The organism is Niabella ginsenosidivorans (genome assembly GCF_001654455.1).
Taxonomy (GTDB): Bacteria; Bacteroidota; Bacteroidia; order Chitinophagales; family Chitinophagaceae; genus Niabella; species Niabella ginsenosidivorans.
In genome coordinates, this window is record NZ_CP015772.1 from 1,893,206 (window position 1) to 1,910,052 (window position 16,847).

At 40.1% G+C, this 16,847-nt stretch carries 14 protein-coding genes; 3 read left to right on the forward strand and 11 right to left on the reverse strand.

All coding sequences use genetic code 11. The features are described 5' to 3' along the window. The first annotated feature begins 420 nt into the window (after positions 1–420). Positions 421–846 carry a M15 family metallopeptidase gene (locus A8C56_RS07935; protein WP_067754239.1) on the forward strand — a complete coding sequence of 142 codons (426 nt, stop codon included), beginning with the start codon at positions 421–423 and terminating at the stop codon, positions 844–846. 337 nt (positions 847–1,183) lie between these two features. Beyond that, positions 1,184–2,641 (forward strand): DUF6056 family protein, encoded by a 1,458-nt coding sequence (locus A8C56_RS07940; protein WP_067754242.1) that lies wholly within the window; start codon positions 1,184–1,186, stop codon positions 2,639–2,641. Between the two features lie 329 nt (positions 2,642–2,970). Here the strand turns inward: A8C56_RS07940 and A8C56_RS07945 are convergent, their stop codons facing one another. Continuing rightward, entirely contained in the window at positions 2,971–4,263 is a 1,293-nt protein-coding gene (locus A8C56_RS07945) for a hypothetical protein (RefSeq protein ID WP_157097917.1), read from the reverse strand. 346 nt (positions 4,264–4,609) lie between these two features. Continuing rightward, complete coding sequence (locus A8C56_RS07950) at positions 4,610–5,749, reverse strand: glycosyltransferase family 4 protein (RefSeq protein WP_067754249.1); 1,140 nt, start codon at positions 5,747–5,749, stop codon at positions 4,610–4,612. Between the two features lie 714 nt (positions 5,750–6,463). On the opposite strand from A8C56_RS07950, the gene A8C56_RS07955 reads away from it, so the two are divergent. Further along, positions 6,464–7,477, forward strand: a complete 1,014-nt coding sequence (locus tag A8C56_RS07955; RefSeq protein WP_157097918.1) for a hypothetical protein — start codon at positions 6,464–6,466, stop codon at positions 7,475–7,477. Between the two features lie 373 nt (positions 7,478–7,850). Here the strand turns inward: A8C56_RS07955 and A8C56_RS07960 are convergent, their stop codons facing one another. The 9 genes from A8C56_RS07960 to A8C56_RS08000 form a co-directional block, all read right to left on the reverse strand. Then, positions 7,851–8,522 carry a sugar transferase gene (locus A8C56_RS07960; RefSeq protein WP_067754255.1) on the reverse strand — a complete coding sequence of 224 codons (672 nt, stop codon included), beginning with the start codon at positions 8,520–8,522 and terminating at the stop codon, positions 7,851–7,853. A 52-nt stretch (positions 8,523–8,574) separates the two neighbouring features. Then, complete coding sequence (locus A8C56_RS07965; RefSeq protein WP_067754258.1) at positions 8,575–9,786, reverse strand: UDP-N-acetylglucosamine 4,6-dehydratase; 1,212 nt, start codon at positions 9,784–9,786, stop codon at positions 8,575–8,577. Between the two features lie 4 nt (positions 9,787–9,790). Continuing rightward, the gene (locus tag A8C56_RS07970) at positions 9,791–10,702 is read right to left on the reverse strand and encodes an NAD-dependent epimerase/dehydratase family protein (protein WP_067754261.1); all 912 of its coding nucleotides are present in this window, start codon (positions 10,700–10,702) and stop codon (positions 9,791–9,793) included. Further along, positions 10,703–11,845, reverse strand: a complete 1,143-nt coding sequence (locus A8C56_RS07975) for a glycosyltransferase family 4 protein (protein WP_218917267.1) — start codon at positions 11,843–11,845, stop codon at positions 10,703–10,705. A 110-nt stretch (positions 11,846–11,955) separates the two neighbouring features. Next, a complete protein-coding gene (gene wecB, locus A8C56_RS07980; protein WP_067754268.1) occupies positions 11,956–13,095 on the reverse strand; it encodes a non-hydrolyzing UDP-N-acetylglucosamine 2-epimerase in 1,140 nt (379 codons plus the stop codon). 8 nt (positions 13,096–13,103) lie between these two features. Beyond that, complete coding sequence (locus tag A8C56_RS07985; protein ID WP_067754269.1) at positions 13,104–14,222, reverse strand: polysaccharide biosynthesis C-terminal domain-containing protein; 1,119 nt, start codon at positions 14,220–14,222, stop codon at positions 13,104–13,106. Positions 14,223–14,298: 76 nt separating this feature from the next. Then, a complete protein-coding gene (locus tag A8C56_RS07990; protein ID WP_067754276.1) occupies positions 14,299–14,652 on the reverse strand; it encodes a hypothetical protein in 354 nt (117 codons plus the stop codon). Then, the gene (locus A8C56_RS07995) at positions 14,652–15,695 is read right to left on the reverse strand and encodes a polysaccharide biosynthesis protein (RefSeq protein ID WP_067754279.1); all 1,044 of its coding nucleotides are present in this window, start codon (positions 15,693–15,695) and stop codon (positions 14,652–14,654) included. Before A8C56_RS07995 ends, A8C56_RS07990 begins: the two co-directional genes overlap by 1 nt. A gap of 243 nt (positions 15,696–15,938) precedes the next feature. After that, positions 15,939–16,847, reverse strand: coding sequence for a glycosyltransferase family 2 protein (locus tag A8C56_RS08000; RefSeq protein WP_067754281.1), 909 nt, complete (start codon positions 16,845–16,847; stop codon positions 15,939–15,941).

The window sequence follows — 16,847 nt, forward strand, 5'->3', positions numbered from 1 at the left end:
GACTTGTTCCGTGTCATCCCGGACTTGTTCCGGGATCTATTAGCAGTATTCATTCCAACAGATGCTGAAACAAGCAGATGCTGAAACAAGCAGATGCTGAAACAGGCAGATGCTGAAACAAGTTCAGCAGGACATTGTAAAAATAGCAAAATACTCTTTACACAAAATGTCACCTTTTCCCAATCATGCTGGAATGTTGCTAAGAATGTCACTCTGCCCCGAATGTTCGGGGTGTTTCGGGGTCTGGTCTTATCCAGAAGCCTTGTGTCTATAGATGCTGAAACAAGCAGATGCTGATCCGCCAGCCGGCGGACAGCACGACATCCGTAACGAAATGTCATCCCGGACTTGTTCCGTATCATCCCGGACTTGTTCCGTGTCATCCCGGACTTGTTCCGGGATCTAAAAATTCAAATCACCATGCCCATATTCAGCACAAGAAGCAGCAATAACCTTAAGGGAATCCATCCCCGCCTGGTAAGGGTATTGAATGCCGCCATAAAAACCACACCTGTTGATTTTATCATTGTTGAGGGCGTACGATCGCTGAGCCGCCAGCAGCAACTTTATGCGCAGGGAAGAACAAAGCCCGGCCCGGTGGTGACCTATGCAGATGGTATTAAAAGCAGATCCAATCACCAGGTGCATAAGGATGGTTACGGCTATGCCGTGGATCTATACCCGTTTATAAACGGCAGGGTGGAACTAAACGCCGATAAGGAACTGAAAATAATAGCCGCTCATATAAAACAAACGGCTGCGGGAATGGATATTAAAATTACCTGGGGCGGCGACTGGAAACGCCCCTTTGACCCACCCCACTTTGAGCTTATGGAAGAGGGCTGATAGTGTTCTGTGAGAGTATCTTGCACCTTTATTGGTGTTGCGCAGGGACTTCGCAACGATGGCGGAACACCAACAAACACTGCTATGTCGTTAGTGCCCTCCCGTATAACTGTGCACAACACCAACAGTGGCAGTGAGATTCTGAAAACTAACAACTGAAAACTGATATCTTAATCCTGACGTCTCGGACCTGCAGGGCTGAACGCAACACTAACAACAGCGAGGGCGGCGAAAAAATTTGCGGGCCGCTTGGCCTTTTAATTTATATTGTGATAAACCGATTACAGGAATTACTCTTTTAATCGAGCATTGTTGCATTGAAACTGGATACAACCATATGTCTGGACAGAAATACCTGGTGTTGCATGAAAAAGGATGGAAGCGGATCGTTGCCATTGCTGTTTTTGGAATCTTCGTCATGTTTGCCGGTTTTTCTTTTTGGTGTCACCCGCAGGCGGATGATTTTATAGGCGCTGTTTTAAACAGGAAATATGATTTCCGGGGTTTTCAAAGCTATGTTTACCAAACAAATTCCGGGCGGTATGTGGCCAGCTTCCTGGCGGATTTTTTTTTTCGTAACGGATTTCTTTTCAGGCATTATTACCTGTCTCCGCTTTTATTCATTGCGGGCACAATAGCCGCGCTTTGCTATCTTTTAAAAACCATCGCTTATACGTTATCTTTTCAAAAGATTCCCTTTCTTCAATTGTTATTTGCTGCTTTCTGTATTGGGGTAGTGGTATTGTCTGTAATGCCTGAGCCGGTCAGTGCCTTTTTCTGGTTTTCAGGCGCAGCTACCTATCAGACAGGCAATATCCTGTTCCTGGTTTTCCTGTCGCAATTATTACGAACAGCACCGCCCGGCAGGAAACAGCTTTGGAACAAAGAGGTACTGCTATTGATGGTCATAACGGTTTTACTATGCGGCTGTAATGAGCCGGTCGCGCTTTTGGCGTTTTGTTGTACACTGATCATCATCAGCCCCTTACTTTTTAAATCCGGCTATCCTCCATTATTTGTTGGAGTATTATCAGGTGTATTTATACTTGCAATCATTATTTTGCTGGGAGCGCCCGGTGTCAGGAACCGCGCAGGAGCATTGCATTTCAATTTTTTCCATATTTTAAAGGCCGGAGCCTATACCATTTACTGGATGGCCCGGGCACTGTGGTACCTGTTTAAAACGCCCCTGTTCTGGTTTTTTGAATTGGGCGTATTTATTTTTGCCGGCAGCATTGGCAGTAATACCGCCTTATGGCAATGGTTCAAAAAAGTATCTGTTGCCCGTCTTTTTTGGAGTCTGCTGCTGGTGAACATCGTTGCGCTGTATCCTGTTCTGTTCGCCTCCAATGGCAGCTTCCCGTACCGGGCATTAAATACGGTGGTCTTTGTAAATTTTATACTGCTTTCTTTTTTTACCGGCAGAGTAGGGGTGGAATACCCGGGCATAGTAAAGCTGTCTTTTTATGAGCATATCCGTTACCCTGTTTTTTTCCTCCTGATCTTTTGCAATGGGTTTATGACCGGGCTGCTGCAGACGGCTTTGTCTGGTTATTTTTACAACAGTGTAATGAAGCAGCAGGAAACAGCACTTCAACGGGCTGCAACAACGGGTGTGCGGCAGCTTAACATGGATAGTTATGAACAGGAGCGTGTAACAGTAAGGCAGCTGCTGTTGCAGCAACCTGAATTCCTCTATTTTAAACCTCTTGAGGATGATAAAACCTATCAATACATGCTGGAATATTATCATATGGATACGCTCAGGGAGGGGAACAGGTTGTATTATAAATAGCTGCCAATGACAGATTACATTATATGTTGAGACCAATCCTGCTTTAGTCATGGTGTCCCGATAGCTATTAAACTTTTTGTAAGCCTGGTTGATTTTACACAGCATATTGAATCTTAAATGTAAAAGGAGGGCAAGCGGGAAGAATCGGATTATCTCAATTCTCAACCCTCAACTCTCAAATCTCTCTTCAAATTGCACCTTGTTAGGTGTTGCGCAGGGGCTTCGCAGCGATGGCGGAATACCAACAAACACTTCTATGCCGTTGGTGCTTTTACCTCGCGCATAGTTTTCGGTTTTCAATTTTCAGTCTTCAGTTCTCAATTCTCAATTCAACCCATAACCAGGAAGCACAACAGTAAGATCCATTGTAAGCCGATTGTATACTTATAATAAATGCCTTTTCTTTTCAAAACAGAGCACTGTGCAAGCGTTGCCGCACCTATAAAGAGCGCATTGATCCATGTGATCTGCTGCATGGACAAGGGGTATAGCAGATGGACGGTCCAAAACGTTGCGGCCATCAGCAGTACGATCATTGCCAGCACTTTTACATAAGCGCCCAAAAGATTCTCCCGGTACAGGACCAGGTCCATCAATGCAAAGCCGGTCCAGAGCACTGCCTGGAAAAGTACGGTATGCCATAACGCACGGTTGTGCAAAATGGTTACTATTAGCGGGTAACGGGCTCCTTTTAATAACTCCGGCAAAAAATAGCCTGCCGCTGCAAAAAACAGCACTGCTGCCAATACGATGGCAAAGAGCCGGTCCAATCGCTGATGGGGGCTGGTGTAAATATGGGTATAGAAAAGCGTCTGGATCACCCGGTGAAAAATAATAATGACAGAAGCAATACGGATCAGGTAAGAGTATACACCGATCTGTTCCAGGCTGGTAAAAAATTCCGCGAAAATGCGGGTGCTGGTGGTGAGCAGGGAAACCAGTAACAGCACCACGGTGGAATAAACCCCGTACCGGAACACCGGCTTCCAGTCCTGCCGCGTTAACCGGCGAACGCCTTTTATTTGGCGGAAATGAAAACGGAAATTCATTAACAGCAGGTAGGCTAATACGAAGACGGTCCACCGGCTGTACCGGTAATCCAGGATACCCGAATAGATCAATGCCGTAAAAAGGAACAGGAGCAGGTAAATGCCGGTATCGGCAATGGTAGCTTTAATATTCTGATGCTGCAGTTTATAAAAGGTTACGGCAAACAATTGCTGCGCAAAAGCAAAGCCGATGATGATACTGCCGGTAAAGGTATTTTCCAGCAGTGCCGGTACTGCCAGTACCAGCAGTAATAACAGCAGCGGCGGCACCAGGTATACCAGGTGCAGCAGGGGTTTCAGCTGCTGTTTTTTTTGTTTGTATATAAAAAAAGTGTAGGCCCCGTGCATGCCCAGGCCCGCCACCGTGGCAAGGGTCTGCCCTAAATTGAGCGAATATTCAAAAGCGCCAAAAGCAGCGGTATCCTTAAGCGTGCTATATAAAAAAAGCGGGGCAAAATAAATGATGGATTTGGTAACGCCATAAATGAAAAACAGTCCTATATAGGCCCTTATATAGGAGCGATACCGGTTGGCCGGTAGTTGTTTTATTTTTGCAATCCATTTCAATGTCACGGATACACGAATCCTGTTTTGCCGGACGGTTTTAAAATTTGTGAAATGATTATCTCAACGGAATTGAAAATACAAATTCTATGGGATCCTGCAAGCTTTTTAAATACTACCTATATTGATATCATTAAACGGGCTCTACTACTTTTTTAGATAAATGAAGCTTAGAGGTTTTTCATTATCTCATAAACTGAACTGCTTTTCCGGAACATAACTGCAAGTGCTATATCCAGCCGACTTCGTAGCGCCTCTTTTGGTAGCTCCCGGCGGGCAGGCTCGAATAATGTCTGTAACTTATTGCATCAACATGCGCTGTACAGCTGAATCCGGAAAAATGGCCGGCAGCGGATCAAATGGTCAATACCTGCTCCAGGGTTTCTTTCCAGATCTGTTCCTGGTGAAAATATTCCTGTACAAAACGCCTTCCTTCCTGCCCGTGCTGCACGCGAAGATGGTGATTTTTATAGTAAAAGTCCATTTTAGCCGCTATTTCTTCAGGGGCTGTTGTTGTAAAAATGCCCGTTTTGTTTTCAAGGATAGCATCCACACAACCGGTAGCCCGGGTAGTAATAACGGGCAGCTCCATTGCTGCGGCTTCCAGTAATACCGTGGGCAGGCCCTCCCGGTGAGAGGGGAGAATAAACACATCCAGCAGTGAATAGTAGGAAACCATATCTTCCAGCTCGCCCAGTAGGGTTACAGAAGGCTCCTTTTCGAGGTACCGCCGCGTAGCCTGGGGAAGCGCATCCCGTTGCTCATAGCTGCCAGCCACCAGGAGCCTTGCTTTTTTACCGTCTTTTATAAACAGCTGCCAGGCTGCGGCCAGTTCATTTAAACCCTTATCATTCACCAGCCGGCCGGCAAAGCCAAAAATCACTTCGGGGTCTTTTATACGGGCACGTTCCCTTAAGGCGCTGACTGCTTCCGGGATCTGTTTTGACCGGTCAAACTTTATAGCGTTGATACCATTAAAAGATCCTCTCGGGCCGATCAGTTTATTTTTTCCGGGCCGGTTCAGCCGGTAACGGATGCTTTGCTCCAGCACCGAAGGGCTGATGCAAATAACTTCTGTAGCACAGGCTGCCGTTAATTTTTCAATAGCGATCAGTAATTTCCTTTTCAATCCTTTTGCCGTTTCAAAGAGCAGCCCATGGCGGTAATATACCCGCTTGGGCACACCAGCCAGGCGGGCGGCGATCATGCCGATCATGCCACCCTTGGGGGTGTGAGCAATAGCGATATCAAAATGTTTATTGCGCATAGCCTTTATAAGTCTTACAATAGCAGCCAGGTCCTTCAGGGGCGTTATTTTTCGCAGGATATCAACCGGCAGGGGTATATAACCAGATTTTGCGGCATCATTCAACAATCGTTCATCCTGGGTACAGGCCATGGTCCAGTATACGTTTTTTTTTCTAAAATAAAGCAATTGCTCTTCTAAGAAGTCTCTTAAAAATTTGCTGGTGGAGAATATTTGTATGATTTGCATCTGGAGGCAAAGTATTCATGTTTAATATTTAAATCCTGCTAAAATAACACAAATAATATATAGTGAAGCTAATTTCTACATGTTAAGAAATATTCACCTTATATTCTTAACATCTAACAGTAACAATACTTCGGCATTTTTATAGTCCGGAAAAATGTGGATAAAGTAAAATTTTCTTGATTTTGTAGGGATTTATTCACAGGCGGTGAAAGAGAAGAAAAAAGACGGTTGAATATTTATTGTGTGAAGAATAAGACCACCGTCCTTAATAAAGCGATAAGCTTTATTAGTGCAAGAATAAATCAAGTTTGTGAATTGACCAAGCCTTATAAGAAGTTTCTGTGTTGGGTCTTTGAAAAATGGATCATGTTGCCTGTACGGCATAATTTTCTGAACTGTTTCGGGTATTCGGGTGGTCAATATGCTGAGAAAAGCATTGGAATCAGTTTAGTCGGAAGATGAATTTTCAGTCTTTGTTTGATGTTTCTTTCGAGAATCCTAGACGAAAAGTGTGTGATCTTAAAACGAGCAAAAGTGGTATACCGTAGAAACAAACAGGGAACTGGGCATACCGTATTCTTAAGTACAGACACAAATATTGTATCTACAACAAAGCGTATATAAAATATTGAATATCAATTTATAAAAAATAAATGTATCTAATCTAGAAATTTATTTATAATTTACAAATTATTTAACACAAAATCTATTACCATGAAAAATCTACTTCGCTCTAATGTTTTGCTGTTGCTTCTTCTTTTGATAGCTTGCCAAAAAGAACATCAAAATCAGTCGTACAATACAGTCAATAATAGCCAAAAGAATATGGTTACGCTCAGTGTTTTTAATGATAAGAAGAACCACCTTTCAAGTGATTCTCTGAAACAATTTTTAAGTTTAATTGGCTTATATATAAAGCCTCTTTCTGCTTCTAATAATTATTATCCATACCAATACCAAGACAGTAATTCTGCAAATTTTGGAACATTTACTGATTCTCTTCCGGAGGGAACCTATAAAGCCTATTTCTATGCGTTTGGTCGTGACGCAAAATTGTATCCGGCATTCCTCAATCCAGATGCAGGGTACCAATTGCTTGATTACTTGCCAAATATAAATTTCCTTTTAAGGTATTCCTTAGATTATTATGATATTTCTAACTCTGATTGTTTTGTGGGCGATAGTGTTATTTTTACAGTAGGCAGCTCTGGAGAGCAGGTATGTAAACAAACAAATATGCGAAGAATTGTGGGGCTTTTGAAAGTTAAAATTCAGGATGCGGATCCTAGTACAAAATTTAGGGTAAAAACTTCAAGAGGATTAGTGGCAGGGACATACACTTATTCTCTTGATCAATATGATACTATTCATGTAGACGAATCTATTCCCTATTATCTTGGGGGAGGGTTTCAGAATTTAGGGAATGGAGAATTTCAGTTATACATGCCATATGTTGCGGGAAATTTTCCAATAATAATTGAGCAGCTTGCTGCAGATAGCGCTACAGTTCTAAGTTCAAAAACAATAAATAATGTTTTCTGTCAAAGAAATAAAATCACCTTGGTTTCAGGGAACTTCTTTGGAAAAGGCTCTTCTGCTAACACTTCCCATAGTTTGTCCACTGTAAATTCAAAAAATACGAAGAGCCTTAGTTCAAATATCAATACGTCACTTTCCTTAAACTTCAATCCTCAATGGAATGCTGATACTATCCGGATTAACTTTTAGAAATCTTTGTATATCTGAGATATTGAGGTATAAAAGAGTTACGAAATTTGCTTAAAACCTGTTCTAAAAATGTGTGGGTAGAGATTTTGAGAAAATCAGTATAGGCGAATATTAGGTATACATTCCATTATTTAAATACTGAATTTCACATGACTATCGAAGATGTGGCAGGCTATAGTTCGGGCTTAATCTGGACCAAACCTGAGATACAGATATAATTAGAATAAATTTTTAGGTACTATTGCACAAGTATGCTTCATTTTGATGTATAGCCAAAAAGTCAGGCATATTGGTTTTTATTTTCAGGATTTCCTGAAACCTGTTTTTTCAAAGAGCATTTAAATGTTCTTACAGTTTAAATGTAATGAAATGTTTATATATCAGACAAATCCTTCTGTGGTAATCCGTTAAAAACTTTGTGTGGTAGTTTTGTATCCGGATTAATGATCGACCAGGCCGTCAAGAAAATGATCCAGAAATCTACCCGGAGGCTTTTATTTTTATTGTACCACATTTCCAGCTCGCCTTTATAAGGCGCGATCACTTTTTCATAGTATTCTGTCCGGTCCATTTTTGTATTGGTAAGCAGGTCTTCTTCATCCCTGAAAATAATGGAACCGATCCCTGTAATTCCCGGAACTGAATCATATATCTTGTTTCTGATTGCTTCAGGATAGGCATTAAAGGTCTTGTCTACCAACGGGCGGGGCCCCACAATGCTCATGTCTCCTTTAATAACATTTAAAATCTGTGGCAGTTCATTGATCTTGGTCATTCGTAAAAAACCGCCAATAGGCAGCAGGCGCGGATCCTTCCGTATCGTGATCAGCCCTGTGCCCATATTGGGGCTGTTCTTGAGCATGGTGGCAAACTTGATGATATTGAAATACCGGTTCTTGTAGCCGATCCTTTTCTGCAGATAAAATACATAATGTTCCCCTGTTAATAATAATATGATTACAATGGGAAGCATAAAAGGCAACAGGATACAAAGGACGATCAATGACACAAAAAGATCGATGAGGCGTTTGAAAAATGGATACACGGTTTTAGAATTGAGATTTGAGTATTGAGATTTGAGTATTGAGAACAGCCAACTACATCTTCTGATCCAGGTTCATGCCGGTTTCAATGTGCTCAAAGCCCGGGATCATGGTGTTTAGCACTGACACAATGTCCTTCTTGGTGGCCTGATGGTTTGTAAATACCTGTTTGAGGCCGTCGATCACTTTATCCAGTTCATCCAGTGATCTCCGTTCTGCATTTTTTACAATACCAAAGGATTGATAACTTTCGAGGTCCAGATCCTCCGCCTCCGTATAGAACTCTTCGTATAATTTTTCCCCGCTGGTATTACTGCTGAAAAAGTATACCGGGTATTTGCCACCGGGTATACCAGTAACTGCAGCTCTCGCCTCATCTTCTGAAGCACAGGTATTTACTTCGTAGCCCATTTCCTTTAAAAAGGGGGCTACCACATCTGCAAATTTTACCATGGTTTCTTCTGCGAGTTTCGGAAAGAAGATATCGCCGGAAGTTCCCAGGATGCATGCGGATAGACAGATCTGTCCGGATTCATCCGGCGATACAAAGAAGCGTTTTACATCAGAAGGGCAGGAGAGCGGCTGCTGTTTGATCAGGCGCTCAATAAAGCCCGCCAGCAAACTGCCATTAGAGAAGGCCACGTTGGCAAAACGGGCAGTGGTGATCTTTATTTTCTGGGAATAAGCCAGGATCACCTCCTCCATCAGTTTTTTGCTGGCTCCCATTACATTTACCGGGTTGGCAGCCTTATCTGTAGAAACACAGAAAAAATGCCTGGGCGAATGCTCCAGCAACAGGTCCAGTAATTTCTTGGCGCGGATCACGTTATTGTCAATCATCGCTTCAATCGAAAAGATATCTTTTTCTGAGCGTACATGCTTATGCGCGGCAAAATTGGCTACGATATCAAAAGGGCCTTCCTGTTTAAGGATCTTTTCAAAGACGGCATCATTAAAATTAATAGGGTAGGTCTTAAAATCAGCCGGCAGTTTCAGATCGCTCCGGCTCCGGCAGTCGCGTACTAATTCAGTTAATCCGTTCTCGTTAATATCCACTACGATCAGTTTTGCCGGCTGGTATCTGACCAATGCGCGGATAAAAGAAGATCCGATGGTTCCTGCTCCGCCAATTACCAATGCGGTTTTACCCTTTATTTCCTGCTCAAAGAGTTGGCTATGCTTTTCCATATCCGGCAGGAACAAACTTTGCCGGCGGTGGGTAATGTGCTCCCCTATAAATTTTTCAATATTAAAGTTTAATGACATAGTTTTACTTATTTTGAAAGCTTTTAATTGTTTTTTGAAGACCTTCCACAGAACTAACCGGAAGCCTTTCTATATTGAGCTCTTTTTTGATTTTTTGATTGGATACAACATAGCTCTCTGTTAATTTTTTTAAGCGCTCTGAATTCAGTGGCATAAACCGAAGCGTATCTCCAATTTTTGCCAGACCATTTATAAGACCAGGAGGAATGGCCCAAAGACGAGGCCGCTTGTCCTCAAGTTTAGCGATCAGCGTGATTAACTCATTTGTTGATAACGGTATATCATCTGCAAGATTATATATCCCGGACCTGATTTCAGGATTATTGAGCATCTGTATAACCAAATAGCATAGATTATCAATACTCAGAAATGACCTTTTATTTTCAAAAGCGGCTAAGGGCCACGGTACCCCTTTTTTTGCAAGTTTATAAAGTAGATTCAGATTACCTTTATTTCCTGGCCCGTGGATCATACAAGGGCGAAGAATAAAAAGTCGCTTATCTTTAGGGAGATTTTGTGCTGTTAAATAGTTTTCAGCGGCTAGTTTCGATTTCCCATACGGAGTAAGAGGACTCGGTATGTTTTCTTCTGAAAGGGATTGATCTACCGTATCTGCCACAGCTTTAACAGAGCTAAAAAAAAAGAAATCTGTAATATTTGAATCAAGGAATTGCTTAAAAATCCTGATTGTAAGATCACGATTAACATGAAAATATTCTTCTTCTTTATGCGACCTGTTAGTAGTATCGTGTGCCTTCCCTGCAAGATGGATTATAGCGTCTCCATCTTTTGGAATTTGATTTTTCCAGTCAACATTGCGTAAAGATACTGGTTTAACAGCTTTACCTGAGCGCTGTAAAGACTGCACAAGATTATTGCCTACAAATCCAGAAGCCCCTGTTATTATTATTGTCATTTAATTTAGAAGTTGCTGTACAAGTTGAATATATTGTTGAGAGACAGCTTCTTTTGAATAATTTTTTTGAACTTCATTAAAACCATTTTCTCCCATTTTTTTTAGCTCATCTTTAGATATAGTTTTTAAAAAAGATGTTATCTCATTAATCTTGTTATTATTATCATTTGTAGTAATAAGCTTTGCACAGGTGAATTGACTCAGAAAATTTACGATCGGAGTTTGTTCTCCTGAACAAACGAGTAAAGGCTTTGCGCTGGCCATTATAGTATATACCTTTGAGGGAAACCCATGGTTTTCCATCTCCTTGGACATAAAGATAAATTGAATATCAGAAAAAGCAAGCAGATGAGGCATTAGTTCCCTAGGCTGGTAGGGAAGAACATGTACTTTATTCAGGCTCTTTGTCTTGACCTGGCTGGAAAGATATTCTTTCATTACGCCTTCTCCAATAACATAAAATTCAATCGGATCATCTTTAAGATATAGGGCTGCTTGTATAAGAGGATCCCAATCTTGGGCATGCCCTATATTTCCGGCGTACATTACTTTTAGAGCATTACTATTTTTAAATACGTCCCTGCAGAGTTTAATGGTTTCTTTGGAAAGGGGACGGTAAAGTGCAGTGTCTACAAAGTTTGGAATAATGTGTAACTTTTTTGGGCATACAAATCTGGGAGATATAATATTGTAAAATATTTGGTCAATTGTAGTAACAGCATCCGACTTATTGTAAACAAAGCGCTCCAGCCATTTTAGAAAACGTATAATTATGCCAGATTTGAGATTTCCCTGCTCTATAAGAAAATCCGGGTAAATTTCCTGAACATTATATATTACTTTTGCCTTCTTTAATCGACCAATGATCAAGTTAATAAACCCAATTGATAAAGGAGGGGATGGAGATAAAATAAGATCTATACGTTTTTCTTTTAACCCAAGTATTAATGAAAGTGTATGCCAATAGACAAAACCTAGCATTCGAAGAATTGTAGATTTAAACTTCTTCTGTGTTACGTGCAATACTTTAATACCATTGTACTCACTAGTATAGTATAGTCCTAAAAGATGTTTCGATAACGGTTGCTTCTTAATTACCGCTGGTACTATATTGTAGTGGGGGGTTGTTGTTAATACCACCACTTCATATCCTGCGTTTTTTAATGCTATTGCAATATCATTATAAAGATAGGCGGTTGATACACCGTCGGGACTAAAAGCAATACTATGAATTAATATTTTTTTTTCATTGATTAAATGGCTTCAGACCACACTATCCGTTTTACATAATCAGTGTAACTTAATATAATCCTTACTACTTTTTCTGAAACATTAGGCATACAATAATCCGCTACTTGCCGAAAATTACGATTGATACCTGTTTCCTGTTGTTGCAATTGTACCAGGCCTTGAAGGATACGTTCTGTATTTAACCCTACCATCATTACAGCTGCCTCTTCCATAGCTTCCGGACGTTCATGCGCTTCCCGGATATTCAGTGCCCGGAAATTTAATATGGAAGACTCTTCCGAAATGGTACCGGAATCAGATAGCGTGGCAAAAGAATGTATTTGTAAAGCATTATAATCATGAAAACCGAGCGGTTTCAGAAACTGTATTTCGGGCCGTACCTGAACTTGTTTTTTCTCAATCATGTTTCGCGTGCGGGGATGGGTAGATATAATAACAGGATAGTGGTATTGTTCTGCAATTGCATTCAGCGAATTGATAAGCCCTGAAAAATTCTTGTCCGAATTAATATTCTCTTCTCTATGGGATGATACTACAAAGTACTTATCTGCTTCAAGTCCCAGTTTTGTTAAAATGTTAGATTTTTTAATGTCTGGCAAGTAATGATTCAATACTTCAAACATAGGAGAACCCGTTTTAATGATTCGATCTGCAGGTAATCCTTCACGCAAAAGGTACTCCCTGGCAATATCACTGTAGGTAAGATTAATATCAGATGTATGGTCCACAATACGGCGGTTGGTTTCCTCAGGCACCCGCTGATCAAAACATCGGTTTCCGGCCTCCATATGGAATATAGGGATATGCCGCTTTTTAGCAGGAATAGCACAAAGACAAGAGTTGGTATCTCCTAAAACTAAAAAGGCATCTGGTTTTAATGATTCTAACAGTGGGTCTATTTTTATAAGAATATTACCAACTGTTTCCGTAGCGGTTTTCCCAGCCGCTTCCAAAAAGTGATCAGGCTTGCGAATGCCTAGGTCTTCAAAAAATATTTGATTTAACTCATAGTCGTAATTCTGACCAGTATGAACTAATATGTGATCAATAGCTTGGGAAGCATCCAATGCCACCAAAACTCTGGACAACCGTATTATTTCTGGACGGGTTCCAACAACCGTCATTACTTTTAGTTTCTTCATTTCTTCTGTTAAACTGTTTCAAAATAAGTGTCTGCATCTTTAGGATTATAAGGCTCATTGATCCAAAAGATGGTATATAATTCCTGGTCACCAATGTTTTTAATATTATGCGTATACCAGATCGGCATGTCCACATAAGCGGGCTCGTTGCCATCTAATTGAAAATTCAATACTTCATCTGTACCGATCTTTCTTAGTTGGATCAAGGCTTTTCCCCTGATGACTGCAAATCGCTCAATTTTCCGGGTATGGAAATGATTACCCCTGGTAATGCCGGGCATAGTGGTGGAAAAAGAACACTGCCCACCAATACCTAACCGGATCACCTCTACAAAGGCGCCTCTTGGATCCGTATGTTGTACAAGTTTTACGGGGTAATGATTTTTTATGTCGAAATAGCTACGAAAGGTATTAAAGAGATTCAGTTCAAAACGATCAGTAATAATAGGTATCTCGCCTTTTAAAAAATACAGGTCCTTATATGCGTTCAGCAATTTCAATACGTCCGAAACTTTGCGAGTGGTTGTATAGGGTACTATAAACTCCGGTTGGGTTTCATCTTTCCGGATTTGGTCAATGATAATTTCAGTCAGCTCATCTACATAAATCAGGTTTACATCGGCATCCTGTCTGACTTCAGGAGTTTCACCATGTGTCAATTTATGACAAAAAGTGGCAATAAAGGAGTTATAATTGGGTTTACCAAAGGGACCAAAAACATTTGGAATAAGCAAACCTGTAAACTTTCCACCGGATCGTTCTGCCCATGCATTCAGCAACTCTCGGCCTTCTTTCTTTGATTGCCCATATATATTGTTCAACTGTTCCTGGGAAGAGGATGAAAATAATACATGTGCTTTGGAATTGACAGCTTCTAATGCACCAATTAATTTCTTAACCAGGGATACATTGGTTTCGTATACTACATTAAGATCGGGATGCCGGTTCATGGCTGCCAGATGTACAATAACATCACATTGAGCAACAAATTTTTTTAACTTTTCGATATTCTCAAAATAATTGCGTTCAAATGGAACTAACTCAAACTCTTCCTTATACAAAGCAAGTGTATTAAACAAGTTGGAGCCGGTAAAGCCATTTTGACCAGTAATTCCAATCCTTATCATAAATCGTAAAATATATTTTTAAAGTACTCTAAGTCAAACCCTTATTCGTCTTTTAATCCCCTGAGTAAATAATTGCTCATGACCAACTACTACTTGGTATTAAAGAATGAATACCCGTAATATGGCCCGAAGGTATATGTAATACATCCAATTTTTCCTGTTCTAAGCGAAATTGTTGATGTGCCAGGCTGGGCGGTGGATGTGCCCAGTCGTCAATTGTTATAATATCAATATCAAATGATCCGCTTATTGTAATAAACCATCTTTGCTCTATTTTGTGCTCCTGCCAGCCACGGATGGAATTGCTTTCACTATTTTGAATAGTGTGGATACGTTTTACTGGAGTTGTATCGAAATCATTATTATAGTTTAATATACCTCCACCACCTTTATAACAGGTACCCTCAATAATATTTGGACTTTTGAACATTATACAGGATAATGGATAACATCGATTTCTCCTAAAATATCTTCTCTTATTACAGGTAACTTTTTAAGCAGTTCTTTCATACCTTCCACGTCCAGGCGATGCGTATTATGTGAATGATATTCTTCTATTTGAGCCTCTTCTTTATTACCTTCAGAAAAATACTGTTCATAATTTAGATCCCGGGTATCTGCTGGTATACGATAGTAATTGCCCATATCTTCGGCCTTTAACATATCTTCCCGGTTTACCAGCGTTTCATATACTTTTTCTCCATGCCGGGTACCAATAATTTTTATTTGGCTATCAGATTGGTACATTTCAATCAGTGCTTTTGCGAGGGTTTCAATAGTAGCTCCGGGCGCCTTTTGTACGAATAAATCACCCTGTTTGGCATTTTCAAAAGCATACAGTACCAGATCCACCGCATCTTCCAGCGTCATCATAAAACGGGTCATACCCGGATCTGTAATGGTTAGTGGCTTTCCTGCTTTGATCTGATCAATAAACAGGGGAATAACGGAACCTCGGGAAGCCATCACATTCCCATAACGGGTAGCGCAGAAAATGGTTTTTGAATCATCCAGGTTACGGGATCGAGCTACAGTAACTTTCTCCATCAATGCCTTACTCATGCCCATTGCATTAATCGGATAGGCCGCTTTGTCTGTACTTAATACCACAACCTTTTTCACGCCGAATTTCTCGGCTGCATTCAGCACATTATCGGTACCCAATACATTGGTTTTAACTGCTTCCAGCGGAAAGAATTCGCAGGAGGGCACTTGCTTTAAAGCTGCGGCATGAAAAATGTAATCCACACCATTTACAACAGTTTCAACACTTGAATAGTCGCGCACATCACCAAGATAAAATTTGATCTTGGCATTGTTATAACGTTTCCGCATATCATCCTGTTTTTTCTCATCACGGCTGAAGATACGGATCTCTTTAAAGTGATCTGTATTTAAGAATCGGTTCATAACGGCATTGCCAAATGAACCTGTACCACCTGTGATTAATAGGGCTTTACCTTGTATACGCATAAGATTGTCAATATTTATATTTTTTATTTATTAAGCTGCAATTATCGGAAATGAGTATAAATTGTTAAAAATGGTTAAAAATTATCGCTTTTTATAAGATACATGTTATTCATTACTTTTGTTATTTTTATTAATACTATTAAAGATTTATATTAATATCCGGATTATCGAAGTTTTTAAATCTGCACTAGTCTTATCTGTTGAATAGCCTAATAATAGGAATAAAAGCATAGAAAGGTAAAGTTACCTGACAAACGATTTATACAGTTTAATATTTTTGCTTCTTAACCTAAATGCGATAATCCGTTCTTGTATAAATGGGATACACCAAAATACTTTCCCAAAAAATTCTAAGGTACTTTCTTTTGTTTTAAAAGATTTCTTTAAAGAATTCAATATTGTATTGCCGATAACATACTGTTTATAGATGAATAATATACTGGTTGGTACATTTTTATATTGTCCTTTTTTAATTTTCGAATAAATAATTGATTTAGCATTAAAACGTACCACTGCACGTGAAGCTGCATTTGTTCCACGTTGCCTAACTTTCACTAGAGGTTCTTTCAGAAGTGCTAATGGGTAATAATAAGCAATCCTGGACCATAACGCGGCGTCCTGTGCATATCTCATATCTTCATAAAATGTGAGCTCAGGATGAGCATCAAAACAACGTTTATCAATTACTAAAGAAGGTGTATTAATCCGTAATGAAATAAAACTTTGAAGGTATACATTCCCATAATCCGTTTCATTTTTTGTTAAAACGAATTTATCTAAACTCGGATACCAATTATAGCAGCAAGTGTGAGACCACATGGCGCCAGTTGTTTCCATAAAAGATATCTGCTTTTCTGACTTAAGAGGGAGCCATACGTCATCAGAATCAAGAAACGCTATATAATCTCCTGTTGCACATTTAAGTGCTAAATTACGAGCACTTGCTGGCCCTCCATTTTCTTTGAACTTATAAATTATGTGTCTTTCATATTTTGAGAGAAAAGATGCTATATTTTCTGGAGAACCATCATTGACAACAATTATTTCATGATCGTAATGCGTTTGATCTAACACACTTTGAACAGCTTCTTCTAGCCAATCTACTCCACTATAAAAAGGTATTATGACGCTTATCTTCTTTTTAACTGCCAC